Below are 13,489 nucleotides of genomic sequence, written 5' to 3' on the forward strand. Positions count from 1 at the left end.
CCGCGCGGGCGCCGCGGCGGCGGCCCGGCGCCGGAGCGCCGCCACCGCCAGGGGCTCGGCGCGGCCGCGCAGGGCGTGGGCGCCGAGATCCTCCGCCACGAGGTCGGCCGGCAGCGGCCCCAGCCGGGCCAGGAGGTCGGCCGAGACGAGGACGTCGACGCCCAGGGTCTTCGACAGCGCCTCCAGCCGGGCCGTCGTGTTCACGACGTCGCCGAAATACGCGATCTTGTGCCGCTCCAGCCCGATCTCGGCGGTCACGACCGGGCCGCAATGCAGCGCGGCGCGGAATTGCGGCACCTGCCCGAAGCGATCCCGCCAGGTCTCCGCCTCGGCGGCGAGCCGCTCCTGGAACGCGAAGACGCAGCGCAGGCAGGCGGCGTCGCGCAGGCCCCGCTCCATCGTCCAGGTCACCAGCGCGAGGTCGCCGACGTAGTCGTCGATCGAGCCGCGGGCGCGGGCCACCGGCAGCGCCAGGGCGTTGAACACCTGCCCGAGATAGGCCTGCGCCGCCCGGTCGCCGTGGCGGTCGGCGAAGCGCGTCGACCCGGTCACGTCGAGGAAGAGGAAGATCCGCTCCTCGCTGATCGGCCTGTGGTAGCGTCCGATCAGCAGGTTGGCGAAGACGCCGGGCCCGATCAGGTCGCGGACCCGGAACACGAACACGACCAGGGCCGAGATGCAGAGCGCGTAGAGCAGGCCGGACTGCGACATCAGCATCGCGTTCCGCTCGCTGTACATGAAGCGGAACAGCTGGTTCAGCACGGTGCTGGCGACCGCGTTCCCGAGCACGATCAGCGCGATGTAGAGCGCCACCGTGGCGATCAGGAACAGCGGTGTCGCGAGGCCGCGGACGCGGTCGCGCAGCCGCGGCGCCAGCAGCCGGCGCTCGTAGAGCAGGATCGGCGTGCCGATGATCGCGCCGCGGATCGCCGTGCCGGTCAGCGGGGCGATCCCGAAGATCACCCCGTAGAGGAGCCCCGCCAGGGCGCCCAGCGCGGGCGCCACCAGCAGGAACCAGGGCGGGCCGTAACGCATGGATCGCGTGTCCCGCCCGGCCCCGCTCAGTCCAGCCGGAGCGCGTGGACCGAGAACAGCTTGTCCGGGTCCGTCCAGACCGTCAGCCACGTCCAGCCCGCCCGCTCGGTCAGCGCGCGGAACGTGGCCGGCGTGTACTTGTAGCTGCTCTCGGTGTGGATCGTCTCGCCCGCCGCGAACGCGAAGGTTTCGGCGCCGACCCGCACGGCCTGGGCGTCGCGGGCGACGAGATGCATCTCGATCCGCGAGGCGTCGGTGTTGAACACCGCCCTGTGGCTGAACGCGCCGGGCTCGAAGCGGCCGGCGAGCTCCCGGTTGATCCGGGTCAGGAGGTTGAGGTTGAAGGCGGCCGTCACGCCCTGCGCGTCGTCGTAGGCGGTCTCCAGCACCGCCGCGTCCTTCACGAGGTCGACGCCCACGATCATGTGGGCGCCCGGCCCCAGGATCCGGCCGAACCGGCGCAGCAGATCCTCGGCCTCGTGCGGGTCGAAGTTGCCGATGGTCGAGCCCGGGAAGAACCCGGCGCGCGGCAGGCCGTTCAGGCTCTCCGGCAGGTCGAAGTCGCGGGTGAAGTCGGCCACGACCGGCTCGACCCGCAGGTCCGGGAAGTCGCCCCGCAGGGCCTCCGCCTGCCCGCGCAGGAACTCGCCCGAGACGTCCACCGGCACGTAGGCCGCGAGGGTGTCGAGGTGGTGCAGGAGGCGGCGCAGCTTCACGGTCGAGCCGCTGCCAAACTCCACCAGAGCCGCGTGCGCCGGCAGCAGCGCGGCGATCTCGGGACCGCAGGCGTCGAGGATGCCGATCTCGGTCCGGGTCGGGTAGTATTCCGGCAGCCGGGTGATCGCCTCGAACAGCGCGGACCCGGCCTCGTCGTAGAAGTATTTCGGCGAGAGGGCCTTCTGCGGTTTGGACAGGCCCGCACGGACGTCGTCGAGGAAGCTCAGCGGCGGCGCGTCCAGCGTGACCGGCGTCGCGTCGGCGAAGGTGGGCTTGATGGTCAAGGGCGGCTCCGGGGCGCGTCAGGCGGCGTCGGCGAGGCGCAGGCCGGTGAACTGCCAGCGCTGGTGCGGATAGAAGAAGTTGCGGTACGGCAGCCGGGCATGGCCCGCGGGGGTCGCCACCGACGAGCCCCGCAGCACGAACTGGTTGGCCATGAACTTGCCGTTGTACTCGCCGAGCGCCCCCGGGAGCGGCCGGTAGCCCGGGTAGGGGACGTAGGCGCTGCGGGTCCACTGCCAGACGAGGCCGAAGGCGTCCGGCAGGCCGCCGTCGCGGGCCGCGACCTCCCACTCGAACTCGGTCGGCAGGAAGCGGCCGGACCAGCGGGCGTAGGCGTCGGCCTCGTAGTAGCTGACATGGGTGACGGGCGCGTCGAGGTCCACCGGACGCTCGCCGCCCAGCGTCATGGTCGCCCACCCCGCCCCGTCCCGGCGCCAGTAGCCGGGGGCCTCCCAGCCCTCCGCCGGTCCGGCATACCAGCCGTCCGAGAGCCACAGCTCCGGCTTGGCGTAGCCGCCATCCTCCATGAAGGCGAGCCACTGGCGGTTCGTCACCAGCGCCCGGTCGAGGCGTCCGGCCGGGATCAGCGTCTCGTGGCGCGGCGACTCGTTGTCGAACGAGAACCCCTCCCCGTCATGCCCGATCCACGCGACGGCGCGGTCGAGGGTGACTTGGCCGGCCTGCGCCGCCGCCCGCGGGAAGCGCCAGTCCGGGTCGTAGGCCGGGTTGAGCGGGTTCTGCGCGAAGGCGTGCAGGATGTCGGTGAGGAGGAGCTCCTGGTGCTGCTGCTCGTGGTAGAGGCCGATCTCCAGGATCGGCAGCACCGCCTCCAGGGCGCGCTCGGAGGCCTGGCCCAGCAGGGCCTCGACCGCCCGGTCGATATGGGCGCGGTAGGCCGCGACCTCCGCCGTGGTCGGGCGGGTGATCATGCCGCGCTGGATGCGCGGCTGACGGGGGCCGGCCGCCACGTAGTACGAGTTGAACAGATAGTGCAGCCGCGCGTCGTAGATCGCGTAGCCCGGCAGGTGCTCCCGGAGCAGGAACTGCTCGAAGAACCACGTGACGTGCGCCCGGTGCCACTTGGTCGGGCTGGCATCGGCCATGGACTGGACCTGCTGGTCCTCCGGGGAGAGCGGCGCGGCGCGGCGCTCGGTCTCGCCCCGGACCTGCCGGTAGGCGGCGATCCAGGCGGCCCGGTCGATCGGCCGGGCCGTGACGTGCGGCGGCGGGAAGGCCGGTGCCGCGGGGTCGCGTGTCTCGTCCGGGCGCAGTGCGGCTGTCGCTGCCATGACGATGGTCCCTTGTTTCGGGCCTGACCGAGAAATGCCTTCTCGACCCCGGCCGGCGCGCAGAAGATATGTTCCGGACGTGTTCCGACAACCTCTGCAAGAGCAGTCTCGCGAGCGGCTTCCCGCCAGCGCGGTCGGCGTGCGGCCGACCGGGCCTCTTCGCCGCCGCGGCGCGGCGGTTAACGGAACGGGTTGGGGATCGCGGGTCTTTCTCTCGCCGTAGTGACATCGCCTTAACCCTCGCTGCCGAGATTTTGGGACGCTCTTCGAGGAGTCCGGGGTTCTCATGCGGATCGATCTGATGGCCGGGGCCAGCCTGTCAGCCGCCGCGCTGCGCTGTGCCGCCGAGCCGACCATCCTGGTGTTCGATTCCGGCCTCGGCGGCCTCACCGTCCTCGACGCGGTGCGGCGCGCCCGTCCGGATGCCCGCTACGTCTATGTCGGCGACGACGCCGCCTTCCCGTACGGCCGGCTCTCGGAGGCGACCCTCGTCGCCCGCGTCCTCACCGTGATGGAGCGGCTGGTCGCGACCCACCGGCCCGACCTCGTGGTCATCGCCTGCAACACCGCCTCGACGCTGGTGCTCCCGGCGCTGCGCCAGCGCTTCACCACGCCCTTCGTGGGGGTCGTCCCGCCGATCAAGCCGGCCGCCGAGGCGACGCGCTCGCGGCTCGTGACCCTGCTGGCGACGCCCGGCACGGTGGCCCGCTCCTACACCCACGACCTGATCGCGACCTACGCCGGTGCCTGCGCGGTGACGCTGGTCGGCTCGCAGAACCTCGCCGCCTTCGCGGAGGCCGAGCTCGCGGGCGCGCCGGTGGACGACGCCACCCTCGCCGCCGAGATCGCCCCCTGTTTCGTCATGGAGGCGGACGGGCGCCGCACCGACGTGGTCTGCCTCGCCTGCACCCACTATCCCCTGCTGCTGCCGCGCCTCCAGGCGGTCGCGCCGTGGCCGGTGGCCTGGATCGATCCGGCGCCCGCCATCGCCCGCCGCGTCGTGCAGCTGATCGGTCCCCTCCCCCGTGAGGCGGACCGTCACGGTTCGGCGCTCGGCGCCTTCACGGCCGGCACCTGCCTGACGGACGCCCTGCGCGCGGCCCTCGCTGCCCGGGGGATCGGCGACGTCGGCGTCGAGGCGGTCCCGCTGCCGATGCAGTGACGCTCCGCGCCGCTTTCGCCCTGTCAAGACTTGTTTGGATGATTGCCAATCCAGTCTGACAGGTCTCTCATCGTCCCGACTCGACTGGATATGTCGCGTTCGGGAGGTGCCGATGGCGTCGAAAGCTTCGCGACTCGCGATTCTCGCAGTGCTGGTGCTGGGGCCGGTCGCGCCGGCCTGGGCCTGCGGCGACGGTGAGGCTCCCGTCTCCTGCGACGATCCGAGCCCCAACGGCTTCGCGTCCTGGATGCTCGGGCGCGTCGACCGGGCGCTGAAGGCCGACAGGGCCCGGGCGCTCCGGGACTTCACCGACGGCACCGGCGGGTTTCGCACCGCCGACACCTACGTGTTCTGTATCGGCCCGGACGGCGTGATGACCGCCCATCCGAACCCGATCCTGAAGGGGCACGACGTCCGCGACCTGCACGACCGGACCGGCAATCACTTCATCCGGACGATGCTGGACACGGCGAAGCCCGGCGAGATCTCGGTGATCCGCTACCTGTTCCCCAAGCCGGGCAGCACCGTCGAGGAGCCCAAGACCACCTACTACACCCGGGCCGAGGACCAGACCTGCGCGGTCGGCGTGTACGATTCCGATGCCGCGGCCCCGGCGGTCGCGACGCCCGAGGGGCGCGTCGCGCTGCTGCGCCAGAAGCTCGACGGCCAGATCCCCGCCGCTGCCCGCGCGGACTGGACCGCCTTCCTGGAGGCCCTGACTGCGCAGGGCGACCAGAGGGTTGCGGCGATCGCCGAGGCCCGGCGCGAGCTGAGGGCGGCAGCGAGCGCGCTGGATCAGGCCGCGCTCGGCGCGGCGCGGGGCAAGTAGGCGGCGCGCGGCCGGAAGCGGACCGGGTGCCGCGTCGGGGCCCTCTCAGGCCGGGCCCGTCATCGCAGGGTCTGGGAGCCCGCGGTCTGCGCCGTCGCGATCGGGGCCGCGGCCGCGTCGGCCTCGGCGGGGACGACGAGGTGCACGAACAGCATGCCGGCCGCGACGATCAGCGCGAGGGCGAGGATGCGCCACAGCTCCAGGATCGGCTCCTGTGCCGGGGCGTCCTGAGTCACTCGGTTGGTCTCGCTCGGCATCGCTTCCGCTTTCCCGCCCCTGCCCCCCGGATCGGACACCCGGAGGATGAACGCTTCGTAAAACCCGCCCCGATCGGCCCGGCCCGCGCGGGCAGGCGCGCGGGGTCCGGCGTCGGGATCTTCGCCGCCACCGCGAGGCCCCGGGACAGGGCGCTGGCGATCGACGGGCCGACCCGGGCGGTGTCGCAGCGGAATGGGGCCGCAGCGGGACGGCAAGGTTTCGCGGCGTGCGGTGCCGCACCGGCCGAGCTTCGGAGCCTTGATCCCCGACAGACGGGAGGCTTGTCGGTCCGACCTGTCGCTGTCCCGGGCCCGAGCGGCCGCCGCACCCCGTCGTCGCGGGGCCGCCGTCGTCGGGTGCTGGAGTCGCTCCCGATCGCGTTCGGAACGGAGCGATGGCCCGGTCCGCGCCGCAGGCGGCGCGGGCCCCCCTCGCGCACGGATGGGGCCGCGGGGCGCGGGCGGATCGACCGGAGTTGCCGGTCCTCCGGACCGTTCCGATACGGACAGGGTTGGCGCTAGTGATAGGGCCGGCCGCCGGTCATGATCTTGACCCGGTACCGTTCGGGGCTGAGGACCTTGCCCGACGGATCGGTGATCCTAACGGCCTCGTAGCCGGCCGCGATCCAGGATCGCGCCAGGACCACGGCGCTGGCGGCCCGTTTCCGGGTCTGACGCAGATCGCCGCGCTGCGCCGAGGCTGTGATCACGTATTGCGAAGGTTGATGAGCTGCATCTGTCATCGCATCATCTTGGGCGGATGGCGACTCGGTGCAATATAGTACGTTAGAGACCGAAGAATATTTGCATAATTTAAGATTTAAGCTTTGCCGGCGGGGATAGTCCGATCCTGCCGCGCGCAGGCCCGGTGCGGTCGACCTACGCGGCGACCGGGAGGGCCTTGACCTCGCAGCTGTCCGCGCGCAGGCGCCAGTCGACGACCCGGGCGTCCGCGCAGAGGAGTGCCTTGGCTTGCCAGATGGCCGACACGTCCGACGGCGCCCGGACCAGGACCGCGTGCTGCCGCACCCGGTGCTCGTGGCCGGTATCGTCCGCGACGGTCTTGTAGAAGGTGACGCGATAGAGGCGCATGGTCCGGGCTCCGTTTCCGCGCGAGGACGTTCGGAGACCGGGGCGGCGGGCGCATTGATCCTGCGCAAGGGCAGGGATCCGCGACGGCCGCGGGCGCAGGGGCGGCGCAATCAGTTGTCGACAGTTGAATACAGAACGATACGCGGCGTTGATTACATTCGTGGGAATGGTCTAGCTTCCTCCGCAATCGTCCGCAGCTCGGAACGGTCTGCGGCGGGACTCCGGTCCGGGAGTGCCTGATGTTCGAGAGCGTGTTCTGGGGCGCGGTACTCGTCGCGCTGATCGGGTCGGCCGCGCTGGTGGCGATCGGCGCCAGCGTCCCGCCGCGTTCGGGGCGCAAGATGGAGGTGGACGCGCGCCTCTCCGATCCGCGCCGGATCTTCGGGCGCAAGCGGCGCTGGCCGCGCCCGCCGCGGACGATGCGGCGCCCCGGCCTGCTCCCCCTGCGGTGACGGTCGCGGCACCGGAGATGATGCACCAAAGACGTACGTCTCCCGCCGCCGGCTCGCGTGATAGCTTCCGATCGACTGCGGAAGTGCAGTGTTCATGCCGGGCTGGAGGGATCGGTACTGATGAGCGTGCGTCAGATTTGTGATCAGGTTCGGATCGCCGAGCAGGCGTTCACCGCCGCACTCGGCAACATGAAGGCCACAGGCCTGCGCGAGGCGCTGACCCAGGAACTCCAGGAGATGGAGAGCGCCGAGATCGACGCCGGGCAGGACGCGGTCTCGGCGCGGTCGGCCTCGTGGAAGCGGGTGAAGATGCTGCACGGGCTCGGCTACCCGGTGGATTTCGGCTGGCTCCACGCCGCCAGCCGGTCCCGCTGAGCGGAACGCCCGCAGGATTGTTTGCCGACTTCCGGATCGGGTCGGCATCTTCGCCCGTTGTGACTGCCGGGTGTCGTCGCACCCGGCCGACACGCCGACCTCTCGATCCGGACACGACATGCTGGCTTGGTTTCGCGCCCTGATGCCGCGGGAGGACCGGTTCTTCGACCTCTTCGAGCGTCACGCGCGAACGCTCGAGGACGGCGCGGCCGCCCTGCGAGGCCTTCTCGACGGGACTCAGGCCGTCCCGGCGGCCTACGCGGCGATCGCGGCCCACGAGGACGCGGCGGACGGGATCACCCGCGAGGCGCTGCTGGCGGTCCGCCGGACCTTCATCACGCCGTTCGACCGCGGCGACATCCAGGCCCTGGTCGGCTCCCTCGACGACGCCATCGACCAGATGCTCAAGACCGCCAAGGCGGTCCAGCTCTTCGAGGTGACCACCTTCGAGCCGGCGATGCGCGAGATGGGGGCGGTCATCCAGGAGGCCGCGCAGGTGACCGCCGTGGCGCTGCCGAAGCTGCGGGCCCTCGGCGAGAACGCCGCCGCGCTCAACAGCCTGACCGAGCGCGTCATCGAGCTGGAGGGGCGCGCCGACGACCTGCACAATGACGGGCTGAAGGCCCTGTTCAGGGCCTCGGGACGCGACCCCATGGCCTTCCTCGTCGGGTCCGAGCTGTACGGCCACCTGGAGAAGGTCATGGACCGGTTCGAGGACGTCGCGAACCAGATCAGCAGCATCGTCGTCGAACACGTCTGAGCCGCAGGTCGCCGCGTGACGCTCCTCGTCGTCCTCATCGCCCTCGCCCTGGTCTTCGATTTCCTGAACGGGCTTCACGACGCCGCGAACTCCATCGCCACCATCGTGTCGACGCGCGTGCTGGCGCCCCGCTACGCCGTGTTCTGGGCGGCGTTCTTCAACTTCGTGGCCTTCCTGGTCTTCGGCCTGCACGTCGCCGGGACGGTGGGCTCGGGCATCATCGACGTCGCCACGGTGGACGACCGGGTCATCATGGGCGCGCTCGGCGGCGCCATCACGTGGAACCTGGTCACGTGGTACGCCGGGATCCCGTCCTCCAGCTCCCATGCCCTGATCGGTGGCCTGCTCGGCGCCGGCATCGCCAAGGCGGGGGTCGGCGTGATCGTCTGGCCCGGCGTCATCGCCACCAGCGCCGCCATCGTCCTCTCGCCGGCCCTCGGCTTCGCCCTGGGGCTGCTGCTGATGCTGGCCGTCTCGTGGATCTTCGTCCGCTCGACGCCGCACGCCGTGGACCGCCTGTTCCGGGGCCTGCAGTTCGTCTCGGCCTCGCTCTACTCCCTGGGCCACGGCGGCAACGACGCCCAGAAGACCATGGGCATCATCGCGGCCCTGCTCTACGCCCACGGCGAGAGCGGGGCCTTCCACGTGCCGCTCTGGGTGGTGCTGTCCTGCCAGACCGCCATGGCCCTCGGCACCCTTCTGGGCGGCTGGCGCATCGTCCACACGATGGGCTCCAAGATCACGCGGCTGTCGCCCATGCAGGGTTTCTGCGCCGAGACCGGCGGCGCCGCGACGCTGTTCGCCGCGACCGCCTTCGGCATCCCGGTCTCGACCACCCACACGATCACGGGCGCCATCGTCGGCGTCGGCGCGGCGCGTCGCGTCTCGGCGGTCCGCTGGAACGTCGCGCAGGGCATCGTGATCGCCTGGGTGATCACGATGCCGGCCGCGGCCCTGGTCGCGGCCCTGACCTACGCGGCGTCGGGCCTCGTCCTGCCTTGAGGGCGGGTCGCGGCCGGATCCGGCACGGGATCACCAGCGGTGATGCCAGCCGCCATGGTGCCAGCCACCGTGCCAGCCACCGTGCCAGCCCCGATGCCAGCCGGCATGGCGGAAGCCGCCCCAGCGATAGCCGCCGCCCCACGCGAAGCGTCGGTGCCAGCGGTAGCCGTAGTGCCACCGGTAGCCGACGCGCGGATAGACCGGGACGTAGACGAACGGCCTGTAGCCCAGATTCGGCCGGCACCAGCCGTAGACGTTGCGGTGGAAACCGGGCCCGCAGCCGTCGCGCGCCTCGGCGGGCGAACCGGCCATCAGAACTCCCGCGGCGAGCGCCACGGGCATGACGAGGGTGCGGATCATGACTCAACTCCAGCGGAGTCTCCACGGGAGTCCGGCCGCGGGGCCGGACGCGGAAGGGTGCGGGCGAGCGGGTATCGCGGCCTCTCAGTTCGGCCAGCAGCGGCGCCCGTAGGGTCCCATGTGGAAGCCCGCCGGGCACGAGCGGCCGCGAACGTAGCCGCCCCACTGGCCGCCGGTGCGGCAGCCGCCGTAGGGGCCGCGATGGCCGTAGGGTCCGCAGCCGCCGTAGACTTGGATGATCCGGGCGCCGTCGGCGCCGTCGGAGACCGCGTCCTGCACCAGCGGCAGCGCCGAGGCGGGGACCGCGAGGCCGACGAGGAGCGCGGCCGGGGCGAGAACATTCAACATCGATGATCTCCTTCTGCTCGATCGGGCAGTCCGGCCCGGGGCCGGCTGCCGTCGCCGGGGCGGAGGATTCGCCGCGGCGTGTGAGCGAAGGTTCGTCCGCGCGCGCTTCTCGGATGTGACCGCGCCGCGCCGTCCTGTAACGATGTGTAACGGCCGGTTGCGGGCCCGTTGCCGCCCGCGTTCAGGACAGGCTCGGCAGGGTCACGACGAGCCGCGCGCCGCCGCCCGCACGGGCTTCCGCCACCACCGTGCCGCCGTGGGCCTCGGCGATCTGCCGGCTGATGGCGAGGCCGAGGCCGGTCCCGCCGGTCTTCCGGCTGCGCGAGCGCTCGATCCGGTAGTACGGGCTGAACACCGCCGTCCGCTCCGCCTCGGGAATGCCCGGACCGTCATCCTCGATGACGATGCGGCAGACCGTCCCGGCCCGGCTCACCGCCACCGCCACCGAGGAGCGTCCGAACTTGACGGCGTTACCGATCAGGTTGGCCACGACCCGGCGCAGGGCGACCGCGTCGCCGGCCACGGTGGCGTCCCGCACCTCCTCGCCGGTCAGGGTGATCGCGGCGCCCTGAGCGGCGTGCTCGGCCACCTCGACGGCGACGAGATCGGCGAGATCCACCGGCGCCCGGGTCGCCTCGACGGCGGTGCCGCGGGCAAATCCCAGGGACGCGTCGAGCAGTTCGGTCATGGCGTCGAGATCCGCCACGAGCTTGTCCCGGAGCAGCGGCTCCGCCACCACCTCGGCGCGGAGCCTCAGCCGCGTCAGATAGGTCTTGAGGTCGTGCGAGATGGCGCCGATCAGCAGCGAGCGCTCGGCCATGAGGCCGGCGATCCGCTCCTGCATGCCCTGCACCGCCTGGGCGAGACGCCGGATCTCGGGCGCCCCCCGGGGCGCGCTCACCCGCTCCGGGGCGCGGCCGTCGAACCGGGAGACCGCGTCGGTGAGGCGCCGCAGCGGCGCGAGTTCGTGGCGCGTGCCGACCAGGACGAGACCCGCCGCCGCGGCGCCGAGCACCGCCACCCAGAGGCTCAGCGGCTGGCCGAACAGCCACGGCATCAGCGAGCGGTGGTGCTGGGCCGCCGTGATCACCGCGTACCGGCCGTCGGGCAGCCGGTAGGTCGCCATCGCGAGGCGTCCGACCGGTCCGGAGCGCTCCGCCTGGTCGATGTGGGCCGGATCGACGCCGCGGCGCAGCAGGGCGTTGTCGGTGTAGGCCTGGACGCGGTCGGCGGGCTCGGCCGTCATCCGCCGGATCCGCGTTTCCAGGCGGGGCTCGCGGATCAGGTCGACGGTGTCGGGTGGCGCGTCGACGATCTCGGCCCGCAGCACCTCGCCGCTCACCGCCTTCAGGATGGCCGGCCTCTGGGCGGGATCCGCGTCGCGCAGCAGCGTCATGATGCCGGCGGCCTGGTCGACCCGCGGGAAGCGCGAGCCCGCGGGCAGCCGCTCCTCCCGGCGCTGCCAGTGATCCAGGGCCACGGTGGCGAGGACGAGCAGGGAGAGGGCGCCCAGCAGGAGCAGCATGATGCGCCCGAGGAGCCCGACACGGCCCATCACGGCGTGCCGGAGCGGACCGGGGCGGCCAGGATGTAGCCGGCGTTGCGCACCGTCTTGAGCAGGGACGCGGCGCAGCTGCCCGCGGCGTCGAGCTTGTGCCGCAGGCGGCTGACCTGAACGTCGATGGTGCGGTCGAAGGCGTCGGCGGTCCGGCCGCGGGTCCAGTCGAGGAGCTGGTCGCGCGAGAGCACCCGCTGCGGCCGGGTGACGAAGCACTGGAGCAGGTCGTACTCGGCGCTGGTCAGCGGGATCTCGGCGGCGGGGTCGCCGGTCAGCACCGTGCGGGCCGCGAGATCGACAACGAGGTCGGCGACACTCAGCCGCTCGGACGCGGCCTCGGCGGGCTGGCCGCCGGCGCCGTGGGCCCGGCGCAGGACCGCGCGAATGCGGGCCAGCAGGACCCGCGGGTTGAACGGCTTCGAGACGTAGTCGTCGGCGCCCATCTCCAGGCCGAGCACCCGGTCGATGTCCTCGTCCTTGGCGGTCAGCATCACGACCGGCGGACCGTCCGATTCGCGCAGGCGCCGGCAGATCGACAGCCCGTCCTCGCCGGGCAGCATCCAGTCGAGGACGACGAGGTCGGGCGCGGGGCCCGCCGCGATCAGGCGGTCGAGGGCCGCGCCCCCGTCGAGGGCGACGGCGCGGAACCCCTCGCCCTCCAGGTAGCCGGCGAGCAGGGCGCGAATGTCGGGATCGTCCTCGACGATGGCGATGGTGGTGCCCTCGTGCATGGGGCGAGCATAGGGGCGGCCGGCGGCACGGCAACGCGAAACTGCGCGGTGTCACAAAACGTTACACGTCCCGATCCGGACCTCGAGCCCGCGCCCGCCTTCTCGCCCGACCCCCGAAGATTTCTGGGAAGACACCCATGACGAAGACCTACACCATCGCGGCCATCCCGGCGGACGGCATCGGCGTCGAAGTCATCGCCGCCGGCATCGAGGTGCTCGACGCGCTGGCCGAGAAGACCGGGTCCTTCGCCTTCCGCTTCGACCATTTCGACTGGGGCTCGGACTACTACAAGAAACACGGCGTGATGATGCCGGCCGACGGCCGCGCGCAGATCCGGAACCACGACGCGATCTTCTTCGGCGCCGTGGGGGCGCCGGACGTGCCTGACCACATCACCCTCTGGGGCCTGCGGCTCGCGATCTGCCAGCCCTTCGACCAGTACGCCAACGTCCGCCCGACCCGGATCCTGCCGGGCATCACCAGCCCGCTGCGCAACGTCTCGGGCCCGGAACTCGACTGGGTGATCGTGCGCGAGAACTCGGAGGGCGAGTACGCGGGCGTCGGCGGTCGGGTCCACCAGGGCCATCCCAACGAGGTCGCCACCGACGTCTCGATGATGACCCGCTCGGGGGTCGACCGGATCATCCGCTACGCCTTCGAACTCGCCCGCTCCCGTCCGCGCAAGCTGCTGACCGTCGTCACCAAATCGAATGCTCAGCGCCACGCCATGGTGATGTGGGACGAGATCGCCGCCGCGGTCGCCGCGGACTTCCCGGACGTGACCTGGGACAAGATGCTGGTCGACGCCATGACGATGCGCATGGTGACGAAGCCCGAGACTCTCGACACGATCGTGGCGACGAACCTGCACGCCGACATCCTGTCGGATCTCGCGGCGGCGCTCGCCGGCTCGCTCGGCATCGCGCCGACCGCCAACATCAACCCGGAGCGGACCTTCCCGTCGATGTTCGAGCCGATCCACGGCTCGGCCTTCGACATCACCGGCAAGGGCATCGCGAACCCGATCGCGACCTTCTGGACGGCGTGCCAGATGCTGGAGCACCTCGGCGAGAAGCCGGCGGCCGACCGGCTGATGCGCGCGGTCGAGCGGGTCACGGCGGATCCGAACCTGCACACGCCGGACCTCGGCGGCACGGCGACGACGCGTCAGGTCACCGACGCGGTCATCGCGGCAATCCGGGGCGACAACGCCTGAGGCGCGCCGGCAGGTTCGGGCGG

Annotated in this window: 17 protein-coding genes; 7 read left to right on the top strand and 10 right to left on the bottom strand. The window is 71.9% G+C overall.

What is annotated here, in order from left to right; all coding sequences use genetic code 11:
• The 3 genes from ACLBXO_RS27250 to egtB form a co-directional block, all read right to left on the bottom strand.
• A partial coding sequence (locus ACLBXO_RS27250; RefSeq protein WP_447687360.1) for an adenylate/guanylate cyclase domain-containing protein occupies positions 1-1,035 on the bottom strand: 1,035 nt, incomplete at its 3' end.
• Positions 1,036-1,061: 26 nt separating this feature from the next.
• The gene (gene egtD, locus ACLBXO_RS27255) at positions 1,062-2,036 is read right to left on the bottom strand and encodes an L-histidine N(alpha)-methyltransferase (protein ID WP_447687361.1); all 975 of its coding nucleotides are present in this window, start codon (positions 2,034-2,036) and stop codon (positions 1,062-1,064) included.
• Positions 2,037-2,054: 18 nt separating this feature from the next.
• Positions 2,055-3,323 carry an ergothioneine biosynthesis protein EgtB gene (gene egtB / locus ACLBXO_RS27260; RefSeq protein WP_331314937.1) on the bottom strand — a complete coding sequence of 423 codons (1,269 nt, stop codon included), beginning with the start codon at positions 3,321-3,323 and terminating at the stop codon, positions 2,055-2,057.
• A 286-nt stretch (positions 3,324-3,609) separates the two neighbouring features.
• Here egtB and murI point away from each other — a divergent pair, with 286 nt between their 5' ends.
• Together murI and ACLBXO_RS27270 are read left to right on the top strand one after the other, a co-directional pair.
• Positions 3,610-4,485, top strand: coding sequence for a glutamate racemase (gene murI, locus ACLBXO_RS27265; RefSeq protein ID WP_331314938.1), 876 nt, complete (start codon positions 3,610-3,612; stop codon positions 4,483-4,485).
• Between the two features lie 112 nt (positions 4,486-4,597).
• The gene (locus ACLBXO_RS27270; RefSeq protein WP_331314940.1) at positions 4,598-5,314 is read left to right on the top strand and encodes a cache domain-containing protein; all 717 of its coding nucleotides are present in this window, start codon (positions 4,598-4,600) and stop codon (positions 5,312-5,314) included.
• A gap of 59 nt (positions 5,315-5,373) precedes the next feature.
• Here the strand turns inward: ACLBXO_RS27270 and ACLBXO_RS27275 are convergent, their stop codons facing one another.
• From ACLBXO_RS27275 to ACLBXO_RS27285, 3 genes are all read right to left on the bottom strand, one after another.
• Positions 5,374-5,571, bottom strand: coding sequence for a hypothetical protein (locus ACLBXO_RS27275; RefSeq protein WP_331314942.1), 198 nt, complete (start codon positions 5,569-5,571; stop codon positions 5,374-5,376).
• Between the two features lie 518 nt (positions 5,572-6,089).
• Positions 6,090-6,314 (bottom strand): hypothetical protein, encoded by a 225-nt coding sequence (locus ACLBXO_RS27280; RefSeq protein WP_331314943.1) that lies wholly within the window; start codon positions 6,312-6,314, stop codon positions 6,090-6,092.
• A gap of 136 nt (positions 6,315-6,450) precedes the next feature.
• Positions 6,451-6,663 carry a hypothetical protein gene (locus ACLBXO_RS27285; protein WP_331314945.1) on the bottom strand — a complete coding sequence of 71 codons (213 nt, stop codon included), beginning with the start codon at positions 6,661-6,663 and terminating at the stop codon, positions 6,451-6,453.
• A 239-nt stretch (positions 6,664-6,902) separates the two neighbouring features.
• Here ACLBXO_RS27285 and ACLBXO_RS27290 point away from each other — a divergent pair, with 239 nt between their 5' ends.
• The 4 genes from ACLBXO_RS27290 (at position 6,903) to ACLBXO_RS27305 (ending at position 9,252) form a co-directional block, all read left to right on the top strand.
• The gene (locus ACLBXO_RS27290; protein ID WP_331314946.1) at positions 6,903-7,115 is read left to right on the top strand and encodes a hypothetical protein; all 213 of its coding nucleotides are present in this window, start codon (positions 6,903-6,905) and stop codon (positions 7,113-7,115) included.
• Between the two features lie 120 nt (positions 7,116-7,235).
• Positions 7,236-7,490 carry a hypothetical protein gene (locus ACLBXO_RS27295; protein ID WP_331314948.1) on the top strand — a complete coding sequence of 85 codons (255 nt, stop codon included), beginning with the start codon at positions 7,236-7,238 and terminating at the stop codon, positions 7,488-7,490.
• Between the two features lie 118 nt (positions 7,491-7,608).
• Positions 7,609-8,250: a DUF47 domain-containing protein gene (locus tag ACLBXO_RS27300; protein ID WP_447687362.1), complete on the top strand. Its 642-nt coding sequence runs from the start codon at positions 7,609-7,611 to the stop codon at positions 8,248-8,250.
• 15 nt (positions 8,251-8,265) lie between these two features.
• A complete protein-coding gene (locus ACLBXO_RS27305; protein WP_331314952.1) occupies positions 8,266-9,252 on the top strand; it encodes an inorganic phosphate transporter in 987 nt (328 codons plus the stop codon).
• Positions 9,253-9,282: 30 nt separating this feature from the next.
• On the opposite strand, the gene ACLBXO_RS27310 is transcribed toward ACLBXO_RS27305, so the two are convergent.
• The 4 genes from ACLBXO_RS27310 to ACLBXO_RS27325 all read right to left on the bottom strand — a co-directional run bounded on the left by ACLBXO_RS27310 (position 9,283) and on the right by ACLBXO_RS27325 (position 12,249).
• Positions 9,283-9,612 carry a GCG_CRPN prefix-to-repeats domain-containing protein gene (locus tag ACLBXO_RS27310; RefSeq protein ID WP_447687363.1) on the bottom strand — a complete coding sequence of 110 codons (330 nt, stop codon included), beginning with the start codon at positions 9,610-9,612 and terminating at the stop codon, positions 9,283-9,285.
• Positions 9,613-9,696: 84 nt separating this feature from the next.
• The gene (locus ACLBXO_RS27315; protein WP_447687364.1) at positions 9,697-9,960 is read right to left on the bottom strand and encodes a GCG_CRPN prefix-to-repeats domain-containing protein; all 264 of its coding nucleotides are present in this window, start codon (positions 9,958-9,960) and stop codon (positions 9,697-9,699) included.
• A 181-nt stretch (positions 9,961-10,141) separates the two neighbouring features.
• Positions 10,142-11,515 carry a sensor histidine kinase gene (locus ACLBXO_RS27320; protein WP_447687365.1) on the bottom strand — a complete coding sequence of 458 codons (1,374 nt, stop codon included), beginning with the start codon at positions 11,513-11,515 and terminating at the stop codon, positions 10,142-10,144.
• Positions 11,515-12,249 (bottom strand): response regulator transcription factor, encoded by a 735-nt coding sequence (locus tag ACLBXO_RS27325; RefSeq protein WP_331314956.1) that lies wholly within the window; start codon positions 12,247-12,249, stop codon positions 11,515-11,517. The genes ACLBXO_RS27320 and ACLBXO_RS27325 overlap by 1 nt, the downstream gene beginning before the upstream one ends.
• Positions 12,250-12,386: 137 nt before the next feature.
• Here ACLBXO_RS27325 and ACLBXO_RS27330 point away from each other — a divergent pair, with 137 nt between their 5' ends.
• Positions 12,387-13,466, top strand: coding sequence for a tartrate dehydrogenase (locus tag ACLBXO_RS27330; protein WP_331314958.1), 1,080 nt, complete (start codon positions 12,387-12,389; stop codon positions 13,464-13,466).
• The last annotated feature ends 23 nt before the right edge of the window (positions 13,467-13,489 follow it).

Source organism: Methylobacterium sp. C33D (assembly GCF_053345825.1).

Bases quoted from the DNA above. Each gene is read 5' to 3' on its own strand.
- egtB (WP_331314937.1), bottom strand. From the start codon at position 3,323: ATGGCAGCGACAGCCGCACTGCGCCCGGACGAGACACGCGACCCCGCG.
- murI (WP_331314938.1), top strand. From the start codon at position 3,610: ATGCGGATCGATCTGATGGCCGGGGCCAGCCTGTCAGCCGCCGCGCTG.
- ACLBXO_RS27270 (WP_331314940.1), top strand. From the start codon at position 4,598: ATGGCGTCGAAAGCTTCGCGACTCGCGATTCTCGCAGTGCTGGTGCTG.
- ACLBXO_RS27275 (WP_331314942.1), bottom strand. From the start codon at position 5,571: ATGCCGAGCGAGACCAACCGAGTGACTCAGGACGCCCCGGCACAGGAG.
- ACLBXO_RS27280 (WP_331314943.1), bottom strand. From the start codon at position 6,314: ATGACAGATGCAGCTCATCAACCTTCGCAATACGTGATCACAGCCTCG.
- ACLBXO_RS27285 (WP_331314945.1), bottom strand. From the start codon at position 6,663: ATGCGCCTCTATCGCGTCACCTTCTACAAGACCGTCGCGGACGATACC.
- ACLBXO_RS27290 (WP_331314946.1), top strand. From the start codon at position 6,903: ATGTTCGAGAGCGTGTTCTGGGGCGCGGTACTCGTCGCGCTGATCGGG.
- ACLBXO_RS27295 (WP_331314948.1), top strand. From the start codon at position 7,236: ATGAGCGTGCGTCAGATTTGTGATCAGGTTCGGATCGCCGAGCAGGCG.
- ACLBXO_RS27300 (WP_447687362.1), top strand. From the start codon at position 7,609: ATGCTGGCTTGGTTTCGCGCCCTGATGCCGCGGGAGGACCGGTTCTTC.
- ACLBXO_RS27310 (WP_447687363.1), bottom strand. From the start codon at position 9,612: ATGATCCGCACCCTCGTCATGCCCGTGGCGCTCGCCGCGGGAGTTCTG.
- ACLBXO_RS27315 (WP_447687364.1), bottom strand. From the start codon at position 9,960: ATGTTGAATGTTCTCGCCCCGGCCGCGCTCCTCGTCGGCCTCGCGGTC.
- ACLBXO_RS27320 (WP_447687365.1), bottom strand. From the start codon at position 11,515: ATGGGCCGTGTCGGGCTCCTCGGGCGCATCATGCTGCTCCTGCTGGGC.
- ACLBXO_RS27325 (WP_331314956.1), bottom strand. From the start codon at position 12,249: ATGCACGAGGGCACCACCATCGCCATCGTCGAGGACGATCCCGACATT.
- ACLBXO_RS27330 (WP_331314958.1), top strand. From the start codon at position 12,387: ATGACGAAGACCTACACCATCGCGGCCATCCCGGCGGACGGCATCGGC.